Origin of the sequence: Vibrio galatheae, from assembly GCF_000967545.1 — a bacterium.
GTDB lineage: Bacteria > Pseudomonadota > Gammaproteobacteria > Enterobacterales > Vibrionaceae > Vibrio > Vibrio galatheae.
This window is the reverse complement of the sequence record NZ_JXXV01000005.1, coordinates 132,202-155,850: the sequence shown is the minus strand read 5'-3', so window position 1 is coordinate 155,850 and position 23,649 is coordinate 132,202. Positions and strand designations below refer to the sequence as shown.

Annotated in this window: 18 protein-coding genes; 10 read left to right on the top strand and 8 right to left on the bottom strand. The window is 45.1% G+C overall.

Translation table 11 applies throughout. The features are described 5' to 3' along the window. Positions 1–22 precede the first annotated feature (22 nt). Positions 23–199: a hypothetical protein gene (locus TW81_RS19165; protein WP_156980884.1), complete on the bottom strand. Its 177-nt coding sequence runs from the start codon at positions 197–199 to the stop codon at positions 23–25. Between the two features lie 228 nt (positions 200–427). Here TW81_RS19165 and TW81_RS01950 point away from each other — a divergent pair, with 228 nt between their 5' ends. From TW81_RS01950 to TW81_RS01940, 3 genes are all read left to right on the top strand, one after another. Next, positions 428–1,660: an EAL and HDOD domain-containing protein gene (locus TW81_RS01950; protein WP_045954041.1), complete on the top strand. Its 1,233-nt coding sequence runs from the start codon at positions 428–430 to the stop codon at positions 1,658–1,660. Between the two features lie 601 nt (positions 1,661–2,261). Further along, on the top strand, positions 2,262–3,866 hold the full coding sequence (locus TW81_RS01945; protein ID WP_045954040.1) for a BCCT family transporter: 1,605 nt from the start codon (positions 2,262–2,264) through the stop codon (positions 3,864–3,866). Positions 3,867–3,998: 132 nt separating this feature from the next. Next, positions 3,999–4,421: a VOC family protein gene (locus tag TW81_RS01940; protein WP_045954039.1), complete on the top strand. Its 423-nt coding sequence runs from the start codon at positions 3,999–4,001 to the stop codon at positions 4,419–4,421. A 60-nt stretch (positions 4,422–4,481) separates the two neighbouring features. Here the strand turns inward: TW81_RS01940 and TW81_RS01935 are convergent, their stop codons facing one another. Together TW81_RS01935 and lhgO are read right to left on the bottom strand one after the other, a co-directional pair. After that, on the bottom strand, positions 4,482–6,800 hold the full coding sequence (locus TW81_RS01935) for a S8 family serine peptidase (RefSeq protein ID WP_239424268.1): 2,319 nt from the start codon (positions 6,798–6,800) through the stop codon (positions 4,482–4,484). Between the two features lie 334 nt (positions 6,801–7,134). After that, positions 7,135–8,358 (bottom strand): L-2-hydroxyglutarate oxidase, encoded by a 1,224-nt coding sequence (gene lhgO, locus TW81_RS01930; protein ID WP_045954037.1) that lies wholly within the window; start codon positions 8,356–8,358, stop codon positions 7,135–7,137. A 171-nt stretch (positions 8,359–8,529) separates the two neighbouring features. Between lhgO and TW81_RS01925 the strand changes: the two genes are divergently transcribed. The 5 genes from TW81_RS01925 (at position 8,530) to TW81_RS01905 (ending at position 13,941) form a co-directional block, all read left to right on the top strand. Continuing rightward, the gene (locus TW81_RS01925) at positions 8,530–9,513 is read left to right on the top strand and encodes an L-threonylcarbamoyladenylate synthase (RefSeq protein WP_045954036.1); all 984 of its coding nucleotides are present in this window, start codon (positions 8,530–8,532) and stop codon (positions 9,511–9,513) included. Between the two features lie 249 nt (positions 9,514–9,762). Continuing rightward, positions 9,763–10,533 carry a 1-acylglycerol-3-phosphate O-acyltransferase gene (locus TW81_RS01920; protein WP_045954035.1) on the top strand — a complete coding sequence of 257 codons (771 nt, stop codon included), beginning with the start codon at positions 9,763–9,765 and terminating at the stop codon, positions 10,531–10,533. Positions 10,534–10,729: 196 nt separating this feature from the next. Next, positions 10,730–12,262 carry a bifunctional GNAT family N-acetyltransferase/carbon-nitrogen hydrolase family protein gene (locus tag TW81_RS01915; protein ID WP_045954034.1) on the top strand — a complete coding sequence of 511 codons (1,533 nt, stop codon included), beginning with the start codon at positions 10,730–10,732 and terminating at the stop codon, positions 12,260–12,262. A 276-nt stretch (positions 12,263–12,538) separates the two neighbouring features. Further along, a complete protein-coding gene (locus tag TW81_RS01910; protein ID WP_045954033.1) occupies positions 12,539–13,264 on the top strand; it encodes a DUF3581 domain-containing protein in 726 nt (241 codons plus the stop codon). 143 nt (positions 13,265–13,407) lie between these two features. Continuing rightward, complete coding sequence (locus TW81_RS01905) at positions 13,408–13,941, top strand: hypothetical protein (protein ID WP_045954032.1); 534 nt, start codon at positions 13,408–13,410, stop codon at positions 13,939–13,941. A 9-nt stretch (positions 13,942–13,950) separates the two neighbouring features. Here TW81_RS01905 and TW81_RS01900 read toward each other — a convergent pair whose 3' ends face one another. Next, positions 13,951–14,928, bottom strand: a complete 978-nt coding sequence (locus TW81_RS01900) for an ion channel (RefSeq protein ID WP_045954031.1) — start codon at positions 14,926–14,928, stop codon at positions 13,951–13,953. A gap of 97 nt (positions 14,929–15,025) precedes the next feature. Then, positions 15,026–15,916 (bottom strand): LysR substrate-binding domain-containing protein, encoded by an 891-nt coding sequence (locus TW81_RS01895; protein ID WP_045954030.1) that lies wholly within the window; start codon positions 15,914–15,916, stop codon positions 15,026–15,028. A 104-nt stretch (positions 15,917–16,020) separates the two neighbouring features. Here TW81_RS01895 and TW81_RS01890 point away from each other — a divergent pair, with 104 nt between their 5' ends. Both TW81_RS01890 and TW81_RS01885 read left to right on the top strand, forming a co-directional pair. Then, positions 16,021–17,271, top strand: a complete 1,251-nt coding sequence (locus TW81_RS01890) for a D-amino acid dehydrogenase (RefSeq protein ID WP_045954029.1) — start codon at positions 16,021–16,023, stop codon at positions 17,269–17,271. A 323-nt stretch (positions 17,272–17,594) separates the two neighbouring features. Next, a complete protein-coding gene (locus TW81_RS01885) occupies positions 17,595–19,133 on the top strand; it encodes an alanine/glycine:cation symporter family protein (RefSeq protein ID WP_045954028.1) in 1,539 nt (512 codons plus the stop codon). A 128-nt stretch (positions 19,134–19,261) separates the two neighbouring features. Here TW81_RS01885 and TW81_RS01880 read toward each other — a convergent pair whose 3' ends face one another. From TW81_RS01880 to guaA, 3 genes are all read right to left on the bottom strand, one after another. Beyond that, positions 19,262–19,855, bottom strand: coding sequence for an acetate uptake transporter (locus TW81_RS01880; protein WP_045954027.1), 594 nt, complete (start codon positions 19,853–19,855; stop codon positions 19,262–19,264). A 242-nt stretch (positions 19,856–20,097) separates the two neighbouring features. Beyond that, on the bottom strand, positions 20,098–21,765 hold the full coding sequence (locus tag TW81_RS01875) for a chitinase (protein ID WP_045954026.1): 1,668 nt from the start codon (positions 21,763–21,765) through the stop codon (positions 20,098–20,100). A 276-nt stretch (positions 21,766–22,041) separates the two neighbouring features. Continuing rightward, positions 22,042–23,595, bottom strand: coding sequence for a glutamine-hydrolyzing GMP synthase (guaA, locus tag TW81_RS01870; RefSeq protein ID WP_045954025.1), 1,554 nt, complete (start codon positions 23,593–23,595; stop codon positions 22,042–22,044). Positions 23,596–23,649: the final 54 nt, after the last annotated feature.

The window sequence follows — 23,649 nt, the reverse complement described above, 5'->3', positions numbered from 1 at the left end:
TTTAAGTCTACCGTTACAAATTTCAACAACTCGAGATGTCTGCATGCCCACATTGCTTATTTCGATTCGGATCAGACAGCAATTGCATCATTTGCTCTTGATGAGCTTCATGACTATTTAAAATCGCATCGTCAAGCGCACTAGAAAAATCCCCCAGCATGGCTTGCTCAGGAGTGTTATTGGCAATTTGACTCGTCACTGTAACTTTGCCCTACTCGCAGAATGCCATCACTTGTTCCAGTGCCTTTTGACTGTGGCAATACCCAAACAAATAGACTCAGCAGTTGTATTCATGGCTAGCCCTTCACTTTAAAATTAAATAGTTAAAACCAATTCAATTCTAAGTCCGTTTGCTTGTACTACACTTCCCTTTACGACAATAAGTTACATTTCCTAAAAAATTTATAAGACGACGTCAGGGATTTATATGCTAAGTACAACCAGCCAAGAACAAACCAACAAGTTATCCATTGTAGCCAGGCAACCTATTCTAGATAAAAACAAGGATCTATTTGCTTTCGAACTGTTGTATCGAGAAGGGGAAGCAAACGCTTTCCCAACATCATCCAGCAGATCGACCCTTCGCTTGCTTTCAGAGCAATTTTTAACCTTTCAGAAAAGAAATCTAGATGGTAAGCCGGGGTTCGTTAACTTTGAACATAGTGACATTGTCAACGGTGTTCCTTTTGATTTTTCACCAAACGATATCGTTGTTGAAATACTGGAAACCTGCTCACCCACAGATGAATTGTTTAACTCAATTGTCGAGTTGAAAGAGAAAAATTATCTGGTTGCATTGGACGATTTCCAACCCTCTTCTGAGTGGGATCGATTTTGCCCATTGGTGGACTTTATAAAATTAGATGTCAGAGAGCTCTCCTTTGTTGAGTGTAAGAGAATCATTCACAGCTTAGACAGCACAGATATTCAGTTCGTCGCAGAAAAAGTCGAAAACCATGAAGAGTTTCTAAAGGCGCAAGCGTGTGGTTTTTCTTTGTTTCAAGGCTACTTCTTTCAGAAACCGGAAATCATTAAGACACACAAGCTATCTGCGTCTGCTTTAGACATATTCAAGTTATCGACATTAGTGGCGAAAAGAGATGTCGATTTGAATAAAGTCAATCAAATCATTGAAAGAAACCCTGTACTTTCGGTGCAGCTTCTGAACTTTGTCAACAGTGATTCCCGAGTCAGCAAAACCATCGAGAGCACTCGTCAAGCGCTCGCTTACCTAGGCGATGATAGGATAAGAAAATATGTCACTTACACCACGCTTGCTGCACTGTCTCCAAATAAACCCAACATTATTCTGAGAAACTTGCTCAATCGAGCCAAATTCATCGAGTGCTTGGCTTCACATCTCGATGAACCGACATTATCTGACTCTGCTTACTTATGTGGCATGCTATCGCTAGTGGATGGTCTATTAGATATGGCACTGACAGACGTACTTTCATCACTACCACTGTCTGATATCATCACCCATGCGCTAGTTGATAGAGAAGGAACATTAGGCAACTTGCTTTCTATAGCCGAAGCCATTGAAGCGTCCAATTGGGTTTTATTAGATAAGATGAAAGCAAAAGTGTCGTTATCAGAAGAAACCATAATGGAGTGCTTAACCAAGTCGAACGCTTGGGTGAGCGAATTAGCGGCCTAGTTGACGCTAAATACCTGATGCTGCCCAAATCCATCACTATTTCTAGCAGCAACAAGTAACAAACAGACGCGTGGCTTAGTGCGAGTTTACTACCTTGCGACTAGGCCACTGTTGTTTTCAACATTTCTAATTAGATAACGTTGTGCTGATACTCACTTGTTGGCTCAAGTGTAATTTCTGCCACTTGTTCCATCGGGTTAGCAATTTGTATCTGAGCGTATTGAATAGGGTCATCGTTTCAGCGCTGCAAGTATAGGCAATCGCTTAACCACCGGATGGAATAAAGCCGACACGTTGTCAACAATGTCAGTAAAACGTTAGCGCGATGTGCGCTTTATGAAAGTCGTTCCCAAGCTAAAAATCATACTTAAAGGGAGGTTTATTTTTCTTCTCTGCCACATATAATTTCGAACTCAAAACATTAATGAACAAACAATAAATCCAATCACAAAAGTAACAAAACCCCAATAAATTTGATTTAAGTCACAAAATACTTTAAATTGCCCGGAAATATTAATTTGAACTCAAACAAAATGGAGGGCGGTTTTAGTGTTTTTCTTGAAAAAGATAAGCACATTATAAAAGCGTAAACTTTGTATTTATGGATAATGCGTTAAAAAAATACAGTATCGACACCACAGATTATCAAGTTGGGCAAGACAACGTACAAAAGTGGGGCTTCGATATCCACAATCCCGTATTTGGGATTAGTGCTGGACTTATAATACTTTGCCTTCTTTCACTCCTTCTCGTTGATCCAGCCACCGCTCGCGATGCGCTAAACGGTTTACGAAACAGTATCATGGCTGATTTTGACCTCTTCTTTATGTGGTCAGCCAACTTTTTTATTGTTTTTGCACTCGGCCTGCTGCTATCACCTTTAGGTAAAATTCGCATTGGTGGCAAAGATGCGCGAGCCGAGCATTCAACCCTGTCTTGGCTTTCAATGCTGTTCGCTGCTGGTATGGGAATTGGTTTGTTGTTCTGGAGTGTTGCCGAGCCGACCGCTTACTATACCGATTGGTGGGGAACCCCGCTGAATGTAGAGCCGTATACTGAACAAGCAAAATCGCTAGCGATGGGAGCCACCATGTTCCACTGGGGCATTCATGGCTGGGCGATTTACGCCATCGTCGCTCTCTCTTTGGCCTTTTTCGCTTTCAACAAAGGCTTACCACTTTCTCTGCGTTCTGCTTTTTACCCTATCATCGGTGATCGCGCTTGGGGCTGGACGGGACACATTATTGATATTCTAGCTGTACTCTCGACGCTATTCGGTTTGGCGACCTCACTGGGCCTCGGTGCCCAGCAAGCCACCAGCGGTATCAACCATGTATTTGGTTTAGACGGCGGCGCAGGTATGCAAATGGGTGTGATCGCGTTTGTGACCTTTATTGCCATCCTGTCAGTTATTCGTGGTATCGACGGTGGCGTTAAGCTACTCAGTAACGTCAATATGGCAGCGGCTTTTGTTCTGCTCACATTTATTGTTTTCATCAGCTACGACATTGCATTGCCTTCTATTGTGGATAGCATGATCGCTTATGCACAGCACATCATTCCACTCAGCAACCCACATGGACGTGAAGACTCCGCTTGGATGCACGGCTGGACAGTCTTTTACTGGGCATGGTGGGTGTCTTGGTCACCATTCGTCGGTATGTTTATAGCGCGCGTATCTAAAGGTCGCACAGTTCGCGAGTTCATCATTGCCGTTATTGCTATTCCAACGCTTGTGACATTAATCTGGATGTCAGTATTTGGTGGTATCGCTATCGATCAAGTGGTCAATAAAGTTGGAGAGCTAGGAGCAAATGGTCTAACAGACATCTCATTGACCCTTTTCCATGTTTACGACGCGTTACCGTATAGCTCGATTGTCTCGGTGTTGTCGATTGGATTGGTCTTGATCTTCTTTATTACCTCATCTGACTCTGGCTCATTAGTCATAGACAGCATCACATCCGGCGGTAAGATCGACGCTCCAATCCCGCAGCGAATTTTCTGGGCATGCATTGAAGGTTCCATTGCGGCAGTCATGCTTTGGATCGGTGGTAAAGAAGCGCTGCAAGCATTGCAGTCAGGAGTAGTCGCAACAGGTCTACCCTTCACTTTGGTTCTGCTCGTCATGTGTGTCAGCTTAATCAAAGGATTACGGACTGAGCTTCCCGTTTACCAAACATCGGCAAAACAAGCCTCGGTTTAGGTTTAACAACAGAAATCACACCCAATGGGCGCTTATTTAAGCGCCCATTTTGTTTATTAAATTAGGGGGAAATAGGATCGTAAAAAGCACAACTGCGTATACTAACTAGAAAGAGTAAGGGAGAGTTATTTTATGGAAAACCCAATTAAGATCGTTGCGCTTGATCATGTGGTACTGCGCACCAGTCAACTCGATAAGATGCTGCAATTTTATCGCGATATATTGGGCTGCTCCATTGAACGTGAAAAACAAGAGCTTGGCTTAACTCAACTTAGAGCGGGTAACGCTTTGATTGATATCGTGACCGTTGAGAGTGAGTTAGGAAAACTCGGCGGAAAAGCCCCGCAACAAAATGGCCGCAACCTTGATCACTTCTGTCTGCAAGTAAGCGCTTTTGATGAACCTCAACTCATTGCCTATTTGGAGAAATACCAGATAAAAACATCCGAGTTTGCAGAGCGATACGGAGCACAGGGATACGGTCGGTCCCTCTATATTGAAGACCCTGAAGGGAATGTAGTGGAATTGAAGCCTTTTGTAGAACCGATTAAATGAATGCCGCACTAGAAACAAAAGAGCCAGCCCTACGGTCAGCTCTTTCATTACTTTCCCTGTCTATTTCTTACGAATTTCAACGATATTACTGTAGTTCGATTCTCCAGTTCCCTTGAAGGCTTTTACTCGGTAGCCATAGTTGCCACTCTGCAAATCGCCAAAACTGGAGTCTATATAAGTAGAGCTAGCCGCATCAGCAATCTTTGCAAAATCAAACTGCCCTTTAGCTTTTACGCCACGCTCAACCTCAAAACGCTCTGCGTTGGCGTTATCTGTCCAAGTGAGAGTGACTTGGTTTCCAGAACTGGATAGTTGCAAATTGCTCGGTGCCGCTACCGAACCTGGGTCTGGATTTGCCGCAGAGTCCACCGTAACTTTCAATGTGTCAGAACTTAGCTGTTGTGAGACATTGATAACCGTAACTCGGTAAGTGTAGTCCCCTGGCTCAACCGTTTCAGCGTAACTCGTCGTATTCATATCAAGTGTCGCAATTGGCTCAAACGTGACCTTACCTCTCCGTTTCCCACCACGCTCGACAATATAGTTTGTTTCGCTCAAGCTATTATCTTGCCATGTGAGTGTCACTTGCAAACCATCCACCGTCGCAGCTAAATTGCTGGGTGCAACAAGTACATAAGGGTCAATAACTGAAACTGTAACATTGCTACTGTTTGATGCTCCAGCATTGTCGGTCACGGTGAGCGTGACAATATAGTTCCCAGCAGAAGGATAGGAGTAGTCCACATCGATTAAATCACTACCATCACCATTGCCAAAGTCCCACTCATAGCTAGTAATATACCCATCAGAGTCTGAAGAACCTGCTCCAACAAAAGAGACAAGTTCGTTCACGGCGTAGCTGCTTTGCGAACCAGTGATGCTGATTACCGGTGTCGGCAGCGCATTAGTCACTTGAATTGTCGTTGTTTCTGAGTCTGATAATCCGTCGTTATCCGTAACCGTTAAACTCACCTGATAACTGCCCGCAGCGGAGTAGGTGTGGCTCTCCATTGAGTTGTTTGACGAACTGCCATCGCCAAAATTCCAATGGTACGAAGTGATACTGCCATCAGAGTCACTTGAGCCAGTTGCGTCAAAACTTATCACGGTGCCAAATGATACCGAATTACTACTAACAACCAGATTTGCAACAGGAGGGGAAAAGTTACCTAAGTTCTGAGCGTAGCTAACCGCTGCAAACGCATCAACTAACCCATGTCCAAATACGTTGTCATCACCTACTGCGCCAATATCAACCGCAGTGGAAAACAATCCATTTTCAATTTCATCTGGGGTTATTGTAGGGTTTGCCGCCACCATGAGTGCCGCAATACCCGCTGTTAACGGGGAAGAAAATGACGTACCGCTATAGTAAACGTATTGGTTATCTGGGTAAGTCGTTGCGATATCAACCCCAGGAGCAGTCACATCAACATAGGCCCCCCAACTTGAAAAACTGGCTTTGGCATCATTACGATCCGTCGCTCCAACCCCTACCAAGCTAACGTAGTCAGGATAACCCGCGTGCTCTTCACCACTATTCCCCGCAGACATGAACAACAAGCCATTTCTTGCTCTTAAGTACTGAGCAGCAGCATCTATCGTTGAATATTGAATGCCTCCGTAGCTGAGGTTAACCACCCGAGCACCGTTGTTAGCGGCATATTCAATACAAGTTGCCATTGTCGAAATATAAGCGGAACTATTTTGGTCGCTAATCGCAATTCGTACTGGGATTATATCCACATCCCAGTTTGCACCAACCACACCGATACTATTATTACCAACAGCCCCTAAAGTACCAGCACTACCAGTACCGTGACCATTCGCGTCAAAGATATAATCTGTTCCATCCTGAGCGTTAAACGCGAGATCTATGCGCAAGTTTGGCTCTAAATCAGGATGATTCACATCAAATCCAGTATCACACACTGCTACCAATACCGAGCTGTTTCCGGTAGTAAGATCCCAAGCCTGACGACTGTTGACACTATTATGGTGCCACTGATAGCTCAAGAGAGGATCGTCGGGCGCGAGAGTGGGCTCAAGAGCAAAATCGGGCTCTGCAAATTCAACATAACCACTCTTGTCCAAAATCTTCGCGATTGCTTTTTCGCGCCCATGATGCTCGAACGTTGCAATAACAATCTGGCTGCCGTCGAGTGTTCGCTCCGAAACCAAGCCGTGGCTTTTGAGCAGGGCATTGAGTCCTTTTAAATCACTCTGCGTAGCATTGGCACTGATCTTATAAATTACAGTTCCCGGCCTGACCGTGTCAGTGGTCAAATCTTGTGCTAAAGCTTGCCATGGCAACGAAAGTACGCAACCCCAAACAGCCCATTTCAATTGCACGCTAATGTTTTTTCTGTCTAGCATCATGGCCTCCAGTCCTGAAACCCCACTACTAACAGTTTGGTCAATAGTGGGTGGTATGTAAATTTCAGCTAAGGAGTAACAAAACATGGGGGCTTTGGGAGCAGGCCGAGTTCGAGCTGAGCTAGGCTGTTGATTAGGATTAAAAAATCACAAGCTCAGATGCTTGAACTGCGTTTGAAAGAGGCTGGCGCGGATCATTGAGGTTTAGTTCAAAAGTTTAGGTCTAGGGTTAGTACGAAAGTATGAATGGGGGAATATCATAACCTTAGGTCGTCGAGTCATCTCAACTCTCCATTCAAAATAGAAATGTGAAGTTTTTATGACAACTGAAACTAACTCATACTTTTTTGGCTAATTTTGTTTCAATCTTATCGCAAATGTAGTTGCCGATTGGAATTGCAGAAGTTGCGGCGGGCGATGGCGCATTGCAAACATGCAAACTGCGTGGACTCTCAGCAAATAAAAAGTCGTGAACCAGCGTACCATCTTTCAGCACCGCCTGAGCACGAATTCCAGCCGGATAAGGCGTAAGATCTTCAAGCTGCACTTTAGGGCAGTATTTATTGACCAACTTGAGATAGCCGGACTTAAACCAAGAGTTTTTCGCTTCAAGCAATCCCGTTTTAAAGTGTTTGGCGGTGACTTTCCAAAAACCGCTGAAAGCAAGCATCTCGGCCACATCACCGAAACTGAAATTAACACGCCCATAACCTTCACGCTTCCAGCCCTGAACCGCATTTGGCCCTACCGTCACACTGCCGTCAATCATTCGAGTAAGGTGAACACCAAGAAATGGCAGTTCGGGATCTGGAATCGGATAAATCAAATGATTGACGATATCGTTGTGCTCTGCCGGGAGTCGGTAATACTCACCTCGGTAGGGAATGATCTGAAAATCGGTCTCTATTCCCATCATACGAGTCAAACGGTCTGCCATTAAACCAGAACATACCAGCAGTAACTGAGCATGAAATAGGCGCTTAACCTGTCCGTTAGCCACGGACACTTCAACGCCATCAAGCGTTTCTTTTAACGCCTCCACCTCAGATTCGAGCAGAACTTGGCCGCCCAATAAGCGAAATTCATCGGCCATTGCCTTCGTTACTTGGCGGTAGTCGACAATACTGGTTTCAGCGACAGCGATGGCCCCTAAACCCACGATATTTGGCTCGCGTTTTTTCAGCTCTTGCTGATCGATCAGTTCAACAGCTAGGCCATTTTGTTCACAACGAGTATAGAGCGCTTGCATGCGCTCGACTTCAAGTGGCGTTGTTGCCACTAACAGCTTTCCACAATTATCGACTTTAATGCCATGTTGATGACAAAAATTAACCGTTGCCTCGACCCCAGCTTTACACAACTGCGCTTTGAGACTGCCAGGCGCATAATAAACGCCCGCATGAATTACCCCACTGTTATGCCCGGTCTGGTGACACGCCAATTGAGACTCTTTTTCGAGCAGTAGAATAGAACGATGAGGATGGCGCATTTGCAATTGCCACGCGGTCGATACACCGACGATTCCACCTCCGACAACGATGTAATCGTATTCCAATCTCACGCTACGCCTCCTGTCTCTCTGCTCTCTACTAGTACTCTGGTTATTATTGCCAATAAGCGATTGAAAGATCGACTTATAAAGAAAAATATTATCGATAGATACATTTCATTCTCAAATAAACGTCGAAACTTTGTGAAACATGGTTAAAATAGCCGGCTAGTTTTTTAACCTATGTGGTTGATTGAGGAAGAGACATTGAAAACGCAACACCTTTTGGCAAGTGACAACAACGATATCGAACAAGCGAAAACGATTCTCGCGTCTGGCGAACTTGTTGCTATCCCGACCGAAACGGTTTACGGACTTGCTGCGGATGCGTCAAACCCAGAAGCGGTAAAAAAAATCTTTGCCGCGAAAGGACGCCCTGCCGATCATCCATTGATCGTTCATATTGGTGATGTAGAACAACTGTCTGACTGGGCAAAAAACATCCCTCAGCAAGCCTACACAATTGCCGACGCATTCTGGCCAGGTCCGGTCACTTTATTACTCGATAAAGCAGATCAAGCTACGCCAGTAGTCACGGGCGGATTGGACACCATAGGTATTCGTATGCCGGCACATGATGTTTTCGCCACGCTGATAAAATCATCAGGAATGGCTGTCGCAGCGCCATCAGCCAACCCATACAAAAAGCTCAGCCCAACGTCTGCGCAGCATGTGATTAAATCACTAGGTGGTAAAATTGCGGCAGTACTTGACGGTGGTGACTGCGCTCACGGCTTAGAGTCCACCATTATCGATCTGACTCAAAAACCGTTTCGCATTTTGCGTAGTGGCCCAGTTACCGCTGCGCAACTTGCTGCAACCTTAGGCGAAGAAGTACTGTCCCCGAAAGCACATACGGTTGCCGTCCCTGGCAATGTCACCAGTCACTATCAACCCAACACTAAAGTCCGCTTGGTTGATTTGTCTGATATTGAACGGGTACAAGAAACAAATATCGCCTGCTTACACATGTCAGAGATTGATACGCGAAACTTTAAATCAAAGCGGATGCCAAATGATGTGTCCCGCTATTCACATGATCTCTATCGCGCGCTCGACGAAGCTGATCAATGGGGCTGCAATGAGATTTGGGTCGAGCGTCCACCAATCAGCGACGACTGGCTTGCCGTCCATGATCGCTTAAACCGAGCACAGTCTAAACTGTAGACTGTGATAAAAACGCCAGTCGCTCATGCGCTGGCGTTTTTGCTTGCGGCTATCATTGCCAATAGACACCTTCTCCAATTCACCTCATCGCAATGTGATTCAGTAGTGGCAACACGTTTAGATAAAAACAGAAAAACAACGCTCGCTTCGAGAATGAAAAACAAATTGTTGCAATTTGGTTAAATAGAATGAAAACTCTAACTTTATCAACTCGCCATGTGTGTGGATTTGAAAAGAAAGGAGCCTGTTGTGTTAGCTATTGCCCGCCTTGTAGCCGCCGCCGTTTATATTATTTTTATGACGCTATTTGCGCTGATCTACTGTCTATTCAGTCCAAGAAATCCCAAACACGTCTACTTCTTTTGTCGTTGGTTTAGCCAACTACACAAACTGATCGGCCTGAAGATCATTCAACGTGGACTAGAACATGCACCGACACCAAACAACAGCGTCTATATTTCCAATCATCAGAGTGTCTTCGATTTTGTCACTGCTCCAGGAATGCTCAGGCCGCGTACTGTGTCATTGGGTAAGAAAGAACTATTGTGGGTGCCCTTCTTTGGTCAACTTTACTGGATTACCGGTAATATTCTGATTAACCGCGAAGACAAGTCCAAAGCACGCGACACCATAAAACAAGTTGCCGAAGCGATTCACCAGCGCAACCTTTCCGTTTGGGCGTATCCAGAAGGCACTCGCAGTAAAGGACGAGGCTTGTTGCCATTTAAGAGTGGCGCTTTTCGTATGGCCATCGAAGCTGGCGTGCCAATCACACCTATGGTGGTCAGCACCACACACAACAAAATCCATCTTAACCGTCGCAACAACGGCATAGTGATCACCGAGATGCTCGCACCAATCGACACTTCCCATTACAACCTAAAAGACGCACGCGCCCTTGCTGAGCATTGTCATCAATTAATGAAAGCTAAAATTGCTGAGTTGGATGAAGAAGTCATCCAATTAGAAGAGCAGCAAAAACGCAATAGCTTGGTAGAAAACAACAGCGCGAATCAGTAACTGATACGCACAATTCTCAATGGCGCAATTAATTATCTCCATAACGGTTTCTACTTAGTAAGCTTTATCGCTTAAGTTGCGTATACAGAAATAGTTTCAGGAGTATGAGAGTTATTCGATTGTATTGGCACAGCAATTAAGGTTCAGGACGTATTGTGTTAAGCTGATGTTAACGCTGTAAAAATGGAACACTGTTATGGACAACACGACGCCGAAGCTCTCACTGCGAACAATCGAACAAGCTGACTATCCAGAAATTGCCGAGTTGATGGATCTCGTTTTTCCCGATGTTGGAGGCGCTTGGCCGCGAAGCACGATTATGGATTTAATCCGCCAATTCCCCGATGGGCAAGTATGTATCGAGGATAACGGCAAAATCGTTGGCGCGGCACTGACCATCAAAGTGGATTACAACCGATTCTCTTTGCCTCATGTCTACACCGACATCATCGATGCAAACAACGTCATTCAAAACAACCCCAAAGGGGATGCCATGTATGGCTTGGATGTCTTTGTCCACCCAGACTATCGCGGCTTGCGACTCGGTCGTCGTCTGTATGATGCACGTAAAGAATTATGCCGCAGCAAAAATTTCAAAGCCATTCTTACTGGTGGGCGCATTCCCAATTATCAGGAACATGCCGATGAGCTGTCTGTCCCTGAATACATCAACAAAATTAAACGTCGCGAGTTACATGATCCCATCTTGTCGTTTCAGTTAGCAAATGACTTTGATGTCAAACGTTTAATGCGTAACTACCTACCCGAAGACGATGCTTCCCAAGGGTACGCGACGCTACTTGAGTGGGATAACTTCTTTTACGAAGAAGATATTCAATCAGTGCACGACATTGAAAAGACCTTAGTGCGAATTGGTGTTATCCAATGGCAAATGCGAGCCATGCGTGACTTGGACGATTTAATGGATCAAGCGGAGTTTTTCGTTACCTCACTATCGAACTACAAAGCTGACTTTGCGTTGTTTCCCGAGTTTTTCAACGCCCCCTTGATGGGACTGCAAGAGGGGCAAAACTCTGTAGAAGCGATTCGCTTTTTAGCCAGCTTTAGTGAAGAAATTAAAAATCGCTTCTCGCAAATGGCCGTCACTTACAACATCAACATTATCGCAGGTAGTGTGCCAGTACTTGAGGACGACAAACTTTACAACGTTTCATATTTACTACAACGTGACGGTCACATCGAAGCTCAGTACAAAATTCACATCACACCACATGAAGAAAAAGATTGGGTGATTGATGGCGGCGATAATGTCAAAGTGTTTGAAACCGACGCGGGACGTATAGGTATTTTAATCTGTTACGACAGTGAGTTCCCAGAACTGGGCCGCATGATGGCCGAACAAGGAGTGCAGATCATTTTTGTTCCATTCTGGACTGATACCAAGAACGGTTACCAACGTGTGCGAATCTGCTCACAAGCACGTGCCATTGAAAATGAATGTTATGTCGCGATAGGCGGTAGCGTTGGCAACCTACCGCGCGTCGACAACGTCGATATTCAATACGCGCAATCTGCGGTGTTCTCTCCATCCGATATCTACTTCCCCCATGATGCGACCTTAACTGAGGCCAATGCCAATACAGAAATGATCATCTTTGCTGATGTTGATTTAACCAAGTTAAAACAATTGAATACCGAAGGCTCTGTGACCAATCTTAAGCACCGTCGCCATGATATCTATGGCTCATTTATCAAACCGCAGAACTAATCGTGAAGGCGCTGAGTTTCAGCGCCTTTCATCTCATTTTCCTTTCAGCCCATTGCGGCTACATTGGCGGTGAAAAGTACTTCATCGCGCAACCTCTTGAGTTATTAGTCCATAAATCCGATCCAAAAATCGACGCTAAGCTGTTAACTATTTAAGACTAAAACTTGCCACAACTAATTTAAAATCAATACATTAAAAACAAACGATCTGGATAGACCATTTAATCACTGCGCTTCATGTATACTGCGCGGCAGTTATAGCCACATGAATAAAAGTATGTTTCTAACACCGTATTTTTCACAAGATAACAATCGATTCCAATTCACTCGCCAGCAAGCAAGTCATTTTGCTAAAAAAGTGGCCGGTGACTTTAACCCTATTCATGATGAAGACAACAAACGCTTCTGTGTGCCTGGTGACCTGCTTTTCGCAGTACTACTCACTAAAGAAGGCATCAGCCAAAAAATGCGTTTCGATTTCTCTGGAATGGTCAACGATGGTATTTCGCTTTCGATTGAGAACAAATGTGATAAAGAGAGTGCGGTTGTCGACCAAAACGCGAAAGAGTACTTACACATGTCGCGCGAAGGTGAAGTTAGCCAAGATGCAGCATTTATCGAGCATGTCGTAACCAGCTATGTTCAGTTCTCTGGCATGAACTTCCCGCATATTATGGTACCGCTGATGGAAGAAGCGCAGATGATGATCAACTGTCAACGCCCATTGGTTATTTACGAAAGCATGGAAGTTGAATTCTCGCGCTTAGACCTAACTCACCCAGAAGTAGAGTTCTCAGGTGCGACATTCGATGTGGAAGGTAAACGTGGCCTCGTGACATTAAACTTTACCTTTAAAGAAGATGGCGAAGTGGTCGGGAGAGGCATCAAGCGCATGGTGGCAAGTGGCTTGAAACCATACGACCAAGAGGCTGTGGATGACTTAGTTGAGCGTTTTCATGCGCGCAAAGAGTGCTTTCTCGCCGAGTTTGCCAACGCAGCTTAAGCATGACAGAGAAAAAAGGATTGCCATTAGGTAATCCTTTTTTTGTTGCCGGCAATACTCACGTCAAACTCTCTACGCAATGTGCTAGCATCATCCTGATTTGTTCGCTAGCCTCACAGTTTTACTGACACGACGCACTGCCGATGACACTGCACGCCCAATACTCAAGTTCAATTTTTGATTTTGTCACCACAGACTCCGCTATTCTTTGCTCACAACTCACGGGGTCGGATTGGCCACGCAGAGTTGAACTGCTCAAGCAGCAATTCAAGCAACTCCCCCACTTGGCGGGTGATATCGTTTTGGCATTGTCACATCGTCAGTCACAACTCGATATTGATGCTGTAGTTCTTTATCGTGGCTTGATTTTCCCATTGATGTTTGATTTCAACCATGATCATTACACAGCAGAATCACAGGCGTATATTCACCAGCAAGCTAGGCGACTCAAACAGCAGCATAGTGCCAGCGCGGCTAAATTTATCGTTCCTGTGCAAGTGACAACTCAGGCGTATCCTCAAAGCAGCGAGATCATCGTCTCTGAGGATCTTATTGCCAATACGATGTGCGACAATGGCGAGCACTTATCCGCCTTGGTCGAGCATTTCTCTAATCAGCACAAAGATGATCAAATCATAGCTAGTGATTGGATCTCAAGCGCGTTAATGCCTCGCTAAGGAGCCCAATCAGCGGGTCATTTTCTTTACAAACACCACCACAAACAGCGCCATAGTAAAGCTGCCTAAAAACGCTTCACAGGCGGCGATAAAGCGAGCAAAGCCAACCGGGGATATATCGCCATAGCCGAGTGTGGTAAAGGTCACGACACTAAAATAGAGCGAATTGAGAAACTCAAATAGATAAAACTGCCATCCCGTCAGATCTTCATAAAGCGGATGAGCACCTGTAGTGTCTAAGAAGAAGTAAGCAAGCGCGCAAACTAAGATCAAAAAGATCGAAAAGCCCACCACCCTTATCGGGTCTTCGCCATAACCACAAAACAGATCGACCGCTTTTGAAATCACTCTTTTCAAACTAAGCACAGGCATTTGATAACGGCGGTAGCGCATCTCGCGCTTAAAAAAATCGCCCGCCATTTCAAATAGCCCCTGCTTCTCACACTGTTTACGAATATTGCGACAAACTTCTTCTGCTTCTTGGCACAACATGATCGATTTTTTACGATCGCGTTTTTTCAGTGCATTATTCGCGTCAAATTCTTGCTTGAGGCAACCACCCCATTCAATATTTTCCAGTTTGGCCCGTGAAAGCTCTGCCCCCAGTAAATTGCAATTGTCCAGTTTGGCACAGTGTAAGTTTGCACCAATCAATCTGGCTTTCATCAAAGATGAGCCACGTAGATCTAAGCCGAAAAAATGAGCATCGGTTAAGTTCGCTCGATAGAAATCAACGCCTCGACATTGATATCCTTGTTTACTGCCTCGATTGACCAAATCAATGTCTTCAAGGTCTGTTTTTGCCAACTGAAATCCGTCTAAAGGTTTACCTGCTGCGGCCCATTGCTCAACCTGATCTTTTACGTCGTGATTGCTTTTATCGACTTGTGGATCATGCCAGTAGCATAAACCAGAGTCTCCGCACGGTTGATCGCAGCTCCAGCCATCAGGGTTTTGATAGCTGCATTGGCCTTGATGAGATTCCATATGCGCTGCCCCAAATACCACTGACTTCTGAGAAGCAGAAGCCAGTCCAATAATAAGTGTAGTGGGTGCATATGGTCATGCCATTGTTATTTATAGATTAATTGGTAACCACTTGTTCGCGCAGCCAATTTTTAAACCGACGTGTGTTCGGATCATCGATATGCGTGATCACGAAATAACCCGCATTCGCTGCAATTGCTGCATACGGTGCAACCAATTTTCCCTGCTGAACTTCATCACCAAGCAGCGCGACACGGGCCAAAGCAATTCCCACTCCAGCTTCGGCTGCTGACATCGCCATATCGGCACGATTAAAAAAGTGGCCACGATTGGTATCAAAATCGAGTTGTTGATGAGACGCCCAAAATAACCATTCGTAGTCTTTTACCGCCCCCTGCCAAGGCATTACATCATGGAGTAAAGTGACGTTATGCCAACCAAGCTCCCCCTTACTTTTATCAAAGTGCTGGGCAAAATAATCTCGGCTCATTACAGGCAACAAAGACTCTTCCATCAATAACTCGGCATCGGGATGTTTGTAAGGAATCGAGCCGTAATCAATCGCAATATCAAAATTCCGGTTGTCACTATCCACCAGCGCGCCTTCGGCAAAGGTGTGAATTTGAATATCCGGATAGTGCTTATGAAAGTTTTCAAGCTTTGGTACCAGCCACTTAAAGGCAAACGAAGGGGTTAGTTTAAGTCGGATCTGTTTGCGCTCAGACACCTGAGTCAGTTGAAACACATTGTCTTCGATCGCAGCCAGATGATGACTGGTTGCATCGACCAGTTTTTTCCCCTGTTCAGTCAGGCGAATGCCACGTGCGTGACGTTCAAATACACTAAAACCTAAACGCTGTTCTATCTGCTGAAGCTGCTGACTCACCGCACCTAAAGTTAAATTCAATTCCTTTGCAGCACTGGTTAAACTTTGGTGGCGAGCAATAATACAAATTAAGTTAATCCCATGAAGTAGTGTCGATTTCATATCAACCCTTTAGAAAATCTAAAGCCTGATATTAATTCTTATCGATTGTTAACCAGATGTAAACTCATCATTCTTAGCAAAATTTCAAACTGTGAGTAGAGATCGTGAAGGTTGTCGTTTTAGGAAGTGGCGTTATCGGCCTAACCAGCGCATGGTATTTGTCCCAAGCAGGATTCGAGGTGACCGTCGTTGATAGACAAGCAAGAGCAGCTGAAGAAACCAGTTTTGCTAATGCAGGACAGATCTCTTACGGTTACTCGTCGCCGTGGGCCGCACCTGGTATCCCAACCAAAGCAATAAAGTGGCTGTTTGAGCAACATGCTCCGCTCAAAGTGAAACCCTCTCTCAATCCTGAGCTCATCCGTTGGGCTGGACAAATGCTAGGCAACTGCCAGATCGATAAATACCGCGTCAACAAATCACGTATGTTGACCATTGCCAACCGTAGCCGTGATTGTTTAGCCAAACTAAACCAAGAGTTTGAACTCAACTATCAAGGTCGACGCCAAGGGACGCTACAAATATTTCGTAACCACGCTCAATTGAAAGCGGTGGAAAAGGATATTGCACTACTAGAAGAGAGCGGTACTTCGTGTAGATTACTCGATCCAAGTCAGTGTTTAGTGCAAGAGCCTGGGCTGGCTAACATGCAAGGAGAACTGGTTGGCGGACTTTACCTACCTGACGATGAGACTGGCGATTGCTATCTATTCTGTCAGCAACTTCAGCATATGGCAGAGCAAGCAGGAGTGAAGTTCTTGTTTAATACGGATGTAGTGAATTTGGTTGAAGAAGACCGTAAGGTTGTCGCGGTAAACACCTCTCAAGGAGAGATCGAAGCAGACCACTACGTTGTCGCATTAGGCAGTTATTCTAAAGCTTTGCTTAAGCCACTGGGTATCAATATGCCGGTCTATCCAGTCAAAGGCTACTCACTAACTTTGCCCGTCATAGATGAACAGCACGCACCAACCTCAACCGTTATGGATGAAACGTATAAGGTGGCCGTCACCCGTTTTGCGCAAAGAATTCGAGTGGCTGGAACCGCTGAACTAGCAGGATTTGACCCTGCCCTACCCGACAAGCGCTTAGCGACACTCAATCACGTCGTCAGTAACCTGTTTCCACAAGGCATTGATTTTACAAAAGCAGAATACTGGACCGGCTTTCGTCCTATGACACCCGACGGGACACCAATCATAGGTAGAACCAAACTAGATAACCTGTATACCAATACCGGGCACGGAACGCTAGGCTGGACTATGGCGTGCGGATCCGCAGATATATTAACTGAAGTTATGACTGCCAGTGGTCAACGCATACTCCCTGAGCTAAGTATTGAACGCTACCTTTAGATTGTTTTTTCTCTGATCAGCCACCCACCGACCACTCCACTAGAATAATCACCTTATTTATTCCTTACTAACAAAATATACACTAAGGAAAATAGGGTGCATTCCATCTATACAAATCACCAAATTGACTCTCAAATAAAATATACACCTAAAGAATTAGAAATAAGTAAATTATCAAACGCTAAATTTTAATTAATTTTCAGCATTTTGTGTTTCATCTCACGCTAATTAACACCGACAAATAAATTAATTAACAAATGCATTACAAAAAGGGTAATATCCTGTTCAGAAAACAACCATTAAAACAAACAGGGAAAATACTTATGCAGTCATTTGTTGATTTTCTGAATGGAATTATCTGGAGCCCGGTATTGATTTATCTTTGCCTTGGCGCAGGTCTGTTCTACTCAGTCATGACTCGATTTGTTCAAGTTCGTCACTTTACTGAAATGTGGCGTTTACTTCTTTCAGGGAAAAGCTCCACTAAAGGTATCTCATCCTTCCAAGCACTAGCAGTTTCACTGTCTGGTCGTGTCGGTACAGGTAACATTGCAGGTGTCGCAGCAGCGATCGGTTTTGGTGGTCCAGGTGCTGTATTCTGGATGTGGGTTGTTGCCTTCTTCGGCGCGGCCACGGCATATGCCGAATCAACTTTGGCGCAGATCTATAAAGAAGAAGATAACGGCGAATTCCGCGGTGGTCCGGCTTACTACATTGAAAAAGCAATGGGTCAAACTTGGTATGCTTGGGTCTTTGCTATTGCAACCATTTTTGCTTGTGGTTTCCTACTGCCAGGCGTTCAATCAAACAGTATCGGTAATGCGGTTGAAGCGGCATTCGGTTCTGGTGACATGATTGAAACGGCCATCGGTACTTTCAGCTTTGCTAAGATTTTTACTGGCACGGTGATCTCAGTTATCCTGGCGTTCATTATCTTCGGTGGCGTGAAACGTATTGCTAGCTTTACTCAAATCGTTGTTCCTTTCATGGCACTGGCTTACATCGTTACCGCCTTCATTATCATTCTGCTTAACATTGGTGAAGTACCGCGTGTATTCTCAATGATCATCGGTGATGCATTTACTCCTATGGCTGGACTTGGTGCTGCTATCGGTTGGGGTGTAAAACGTGGTGTTTACTCTAACGAAGCGGGTCAAGGTACAGGACCTCACGCAGCCGCAGCGGCTAGTGTTGATCACCCAGCTCAGCAAGGTTTAGTGCAATCATTCTCTATCTACATCGATACCTTGTTAGTCTGTTCAGCAACAGCGTTTATGATCATCATTACAGGTGCATACAACGTGCATGGCGCAGAAGGTTTCCTAGTGCAAAATGTCGCGGCTGATATCGCGGCGAACGGCCCTGTATTCACTCAGATGGCAATTGAAAGCGCCTTGCCTGGGATTGGCAAACCATTCATCGCTATTGCGCTATTCTTCTTTGCCTTTACTACGATTCTTGCTTACTACTACATCGCAGAAACAAACGTCGCGTACATTCGTCGTCACATCAAAGTTAATGGCTTGATGTTCTTACTAAAAGTGGCACTCATCGCGGTTGTGTTCTACGGTACAGTTAAGACCGCTAACCTTGCATGGGCAATGGGTGACGTAGGTGTTGGCCTAATGGCGTGGCTGAATATCGTTGGTATTTTGATCATATTCTTCATGTCTAAGCCTGCATTGAAAGCACTAAATGACTACGAAGAACAGCAAAAACAAGGTGTTGAAGAATACACGTTTAACCCGGTAAAACTGGGTATCAAAGGCGCTGACTACTGGGAAGATAAATACCGTCGTAAGACAGGTAAAGAGCCAGAATCAGAACTAGATTCTAAACAGGTTGAGCAGCCTTCAACCTAATAGCGACAAGCTATAAATAAAAAGCAGTGGTAAGAAAAAGGGGTTAGCCAATGGCTAACCCCTTTCATTATGTTCCCATTTTCAGTTGCCCTAGTTCAAACGATTCGACAGCTGAATTTTCAATTTGATTAAGCAGCCACTTGCTCTAGCTTAACTTGAGCTGACTTCTTGTCACCGATTGGTAAGATTGTACGGCCGTATTCGTTGTTAAGCACTTGAGCCATAGCAAAGTAAATCGCGCTCGCACCACAGAAGATACCTTCGAAACCAGCAATCGTGCCGATCAACTCACTACCTGTAAAATCACGTGCCGCTAGGAGGAAGAATAAGATAGTTAAAGAACCAAACACCACTTGCTTTGCCACTGGGTAACATAACGAGCCAATAAACATAAAGCCAGTGAACACGCCCCACAATGCTAAGTACCAGCCCATAAAGTTTGCCGGACTTGCAGGTAATCCCATGTAAGGCATAACCAGTAAACCCACCAGTGTCAGCCAAAATAGACCGTATGACGTAAATGCCGTAGTGCCGAATGTATCACCGCGTTTAAAGCACATCATGCCCACTAGAACTTGGCTTAGACCACCGTAAAAAATACCCATTGCCAAAATCATAGAGTCAATAGGAAAAAAACCTGCGTTGTGGATATTGAGCAGGATGGTTGTCATACCGAAACCCATTAGACCTAACGGAGCAGGGTTTGCCAGTTTTGTTGACATTTTGCGCACCTTTAAAAAAAGTTAATAAAAATTACGCGCAGATTTTAGATATGTTTAGTTAAAAAGATAGCGTGCGGAATCGAAATCTAAGGTTGCAAAAAACATCAAATGAAAACTTTGAGCGCATTTGATTCAATTATCAGCCTAAATGACATGAACATCGCACAATAGCTAAATAGAAAAAAAACAGCCCTAGCAAATAACTTAGGGCTGTTTCACATTATTTAGTGTTTAAACGAATGTTACTGACAGGAGATTTCATCCCAGAACCAATTTGACTGAGTAGGAGATTCCCACACGCCGGGGCCATTTTTAGCGATAAAGCACTTACCCAAATAAGTCACTTTGTCACCATCAGCGACTTGGCTTGAACCAGGTTGCCACTCGATAAACGTATCAGGATCTGGTGTTGGTGCCGGTTCTGGTTCCGGAGCAGGTTCAGGATCAGGCGTTGGTTCAGGAACGGGCTCGTTCGGCGTTTCTGACAGCAGTTCCCACGGCCCACCTAAACTTGGATCGTCACCTTGTGTCCACCACTTCGCTCTGTATGTCGCGCCTTGATGCGTTACTTCATCGCCGGTGTTATAAACCTTGCTTACACTCCATCCACTTCCCTCACCTTGATCTGGTTCGCTTGGCTCTAAGGTGTCAACAATACGCACTTGCGGCCAACCCGCATGTGAGCCATAAAAATTGGTCACACACTTTTCGTAATCACCAGGAACCAGTGCCGAATAGGCTGTTTGGAAACCCACCAATTCACACTCAAACGAATAACCACCGGGTCTATCAGCATAGTATTTCCAGTTTCCATCCCAGTTGGTGTACAACACATCAGTTGCCCCATTCAGATTTAAACTGCCATAAGGCGTTTGTTGCCAACACGTGTTCTTTTCATCAGGGTCAAGCGGGATCTGGTAATGGTCAGACAATCCTTCCCAATAACGAATGCGGTTAACCGGCTGACCTTTTTCTTTATTTTGTTCACCGCACTCAATACCACCGTTGATGATGTTAATTGTGGTACCGAAACCGTAACCAATACCGGCATCGATTTCACGCTGTGATGGTGTCCATGTTTTATCGATGACATGTAACATCGCAGGTTTTGGCGCTTGGGGGGTGAGAAAGAACCAGATTGCCGACGCAAGGTTAAGCCAAGAGTCCGCCACTAAGCCCGGGTTATTGAGCAACACCGAGGCATCGCCATCAAACATAGCTTCGGAGAACGCGCCGTAGTTAAAGTGGTAAGAAAGTTGTTTGGCACCACGGCCAAAATAACCTTGCCCTGTCGCGCATGGCCATTTTTTATTTTGCCAGTCATTTTGACCACAACCCGTGGTGTAACCCTCCTGCCCTTCAGACCAGCCCATTTCACGAACATGCACAAGCGCTTGCTGCCACTCTTCCAATGCCAATGGGTTATCGGAAATATTATCCTTGGCAATATGTCCACCAGTCTCCTGAGAGAAATGAGCAAACGCGGTTACGATTGAACGCTTACAAATCGCATCTGAATCTCGACCATCGGTGTACTCAGCACAGAATGCTGGAAACTTACCTATCGCACGTAGAAAGCGGGTATACGTGTATTCTGGCGCAGCCATGTGGGTGAGAAAGCCCCATTCGGCTTGCGGAAAGACTCGCTCTGCACGTTTGACGTTATCTGGATTGGTTACTAAGCCAGAATCAATCGCTTCAACGACTGTATTGGGGGCCGTACTCAGTGCTTGTGCCCAGATTTGGTACATAGGATCGGCCGTCTTTTCACTTTCAGCAGCTTCAATATCCGCGCGTGAAACGATGTAACCATTAGCGTTTTGAGGGTCGGGCTGAATGTTCATCGTAGCCCAAGATGTCGATGCCGCAGACACGAGTGCAAGTGCGGCGAGATAGCGTGTTTTCTTCATCAAACAAGTCCTTGTGTGAATTGCTGACGACAAGACTAGTTAACTCCTAACCGAACTTCACGACTCGTATGAGGTAAGAAGGTTAGTTTGCGAGCCACTCTCAACTTACAACGTAATTCTTCATCAAGGAGTTAGTCAAAAGTGTCGAGTAGATTCAAGAAAACACTAAACTCATTAATTACGTGATAACGACAAAGGCTGCGATGTGTAAAGCATATGATGGATAAAGAAAAAGCCAGTCCGAAGACTGGCTTACTGTTCGATTCTAAACGGAAATTATTCCCACTCAATCGTCGCAGGTGGCTTACCAGAAATATCGTAAACCACGCGAGAAATACCATCTACTTCGTTAATGATGCGGTTAGAAACCTTACCTAGGAAGTCATATGGTAGGTGCGCCCAATGTGCGGTCATAAAGTCGATGGTTTCAACTGCGCGTAGCGAAACTACCCAATCGTACTTGCGGCCATCGCCCATTACACCAACAGAGCGAACCGGCAAGAACACCGTAAACGCTTGAGAAACCTTGTTGTAAAGATCGGCTGCGTGCAGTTCTTCAATGAAGATAGCATCTGCTCGACGTAATAGATCGCAGTACTCTTTCTTGATTTCACCAAGAACACGAACACCTAGACCAGGCCCTGGGAACGGGTGGCGGTAAAGCATGTTGTAAGGTAGGCCTAGCTCTAGACCAATCTTACGTACTTCGTCTTTAAACAGCTCACGTAGCGGCTCAACGAGTCCCATCTCCATATCATCTGGCAAGCCGCCAACGTTATGGTGCGATTTGATCACGTGCGCTTTACCCGTCTTAGAAGCCGCAGATTCAATAACATCAGGGTAGATGGTACCTTGAGCGAGCCATTTCGCGTTTTTCAGCTTCTTCGATTCTTCATCAAAGACGTCGACGAATACGTGACCGATCGTCTTACGCTTCTCTTCAGGATCAGATTTGCCTTCAAGTGCTTTCAGGAAACGCTCTTCAGCATCTACCTTAATGATGTTTAGGCCGAACTTGTCGCCAAACATATCCATGACTTGCTGACCTTCGTTAAGACGAAGAAGACCGTTATCAACAAATACACACGTTAGCTTGTCACCGATAGCACGGTGAACCAACATAGCAACGACAGATGAATCTACACCACCAGATAGGCCAAGAATAACTTCATCATCGCCCACTTGTTCTTTAATACGCGCCACTGCATCTTCGATGATCGATTCTGATGTCCACAAACGCTCACAACCACATACGCCAAGAACAAAATTCTCTAGCATTTGCAGGCCTTGCTTTGTATGCGTCACTTCTGGGTGGAACTGAACACCGAAATATTTTTTCTCTTCATTCGCCATTGCCGCATAAGGACAAGTGTCAGTTTCACCAACTTTTTCAAAGCCTTGTGGAATCTCAACAACTTTGTCACCGTGACTCATCCAAACATCCTGAGTCGCCTCAAGATCTTTAAAGATTGAAGATTCGCCAGACACTTTTACTTGCGCATAGCCAAACTCACGTTCAGTAGAACCTGCAACTTTACCACCTAGCTGTTCTGCCATGGTCTGCATGCCGTAACATACGCCCAGTACAGGAACACCTGAGTCAAATACATATTGTGGTGCACGCGGAGAGTTCACTTCGGTGACACTTTCAGGGCCACCGGATAGAATGATGCCGTCGGGATTGAATTCACGAATATCCGATTCTTCTACATCCCAGCTCCAAAGTTCACAGTAAACGCCGATTTCACGGACGCGGCGAGCAACAAGTTGAGTGTACTGAGAACCGAAGTCTAAGATCAGAATTCGTTGGTCATGGATATTTTTAGTCATTTTGAGCAGTCTTATAAGCTAAGTTATTAAAACAGAGGCGAGTTTACTCGCCTC

Coding starts and splice junctions, on each gene's coding strand:
- TW81_RS01950 (WP_045954041.1), top strand. CDS start 428: ATGCTAAGTACAACCAGCCAAGAACAAACCAACAAGTTATCCATTGTA.
- TW81_RS01945 (WP_045954040.1), top strand. CDS start 2,262: ATGGATAATGCGTTAAAAAAATACAGTATCGACACCACAGATTATCAA.
- TW81_RS01940 (WP_045954039.1), top strand. CDS start 3,999: ATGGAAAACCCAATTAAGATCGTTGCGCTTGATCATGTGGTACTGCGC.
- TW81_RS01935 (WP_239424268.1), bottom strand. CDS start 6,800: ATGATGCTAGACAGAAAAAACATTAGCGTGCAATTGAAATGGGCTGTT.
- TW81_RS01925 (WP_045954036.1), top strand. CDS start 8,530: ATGTGGTTGATTGAGGAAGAGACATTGAAAACGCAACACCTTTTGGCA.
- TW81_RS01915 (WP_045954034.1), top strand. CDS start 10,730: ATGGACAACACGACGCCGAAGCTCTCACTGCGAACAATCGAACAAGCT.
- TW81_RS01910 (WP_045954033.1), top strand. CDS start 12,539: ATGTTTCTAACACCGTATTTTTCACAAGATAACAATCGATTCCAATTC.
- TW81_RS01905 (WP_045954032.1), top strand. CDS start 13,408: ATGACACTGCACGCCCAATACTCAAGTTCAATTTTTGATTTTGTCACC.
- TW81_RS01900 (WP_045954031.1), bottom strand. CDS start 14,928: ATGGAATCTCATCAAGGCCAATGCAGCTATCAAAACCCTGATGGCTGG.
- TW81_RS01895 (WP_045954030.1), bottom strand. CDS start 15,916: ATGAAATCGACACTACTTCATGGGATTAACTTAATTTGTATTATTGCT.
- TW81_RS01885 (WP_045954028.1), top strand. CDS start 17,595: ATGCAGTCATTTGTTGATTTTCTGAATGGAATTATCTGGAGCCCGGTA.
- TW81_RS01880 (WP_045954027.1), bottom strand. CDS start 19,855: ATGTCAACAAAACTGGCAAACCCTGCTCCGTTAGGTCTAATGGGTTTC.
- TW81_RS01875 (WP_045954026.1), bottom strand. CDS start 21,765: ATGAAGAAAACACGCTATCTCGCCGCACTTGCACTCGTGTCTGCGGCA.
- guaA (WP_045954025.1), bottom strand. CDS start 23,595: ATGACTAAAAATATCCATGACCAACGAATTCTGATCTTAGACTTCGGT.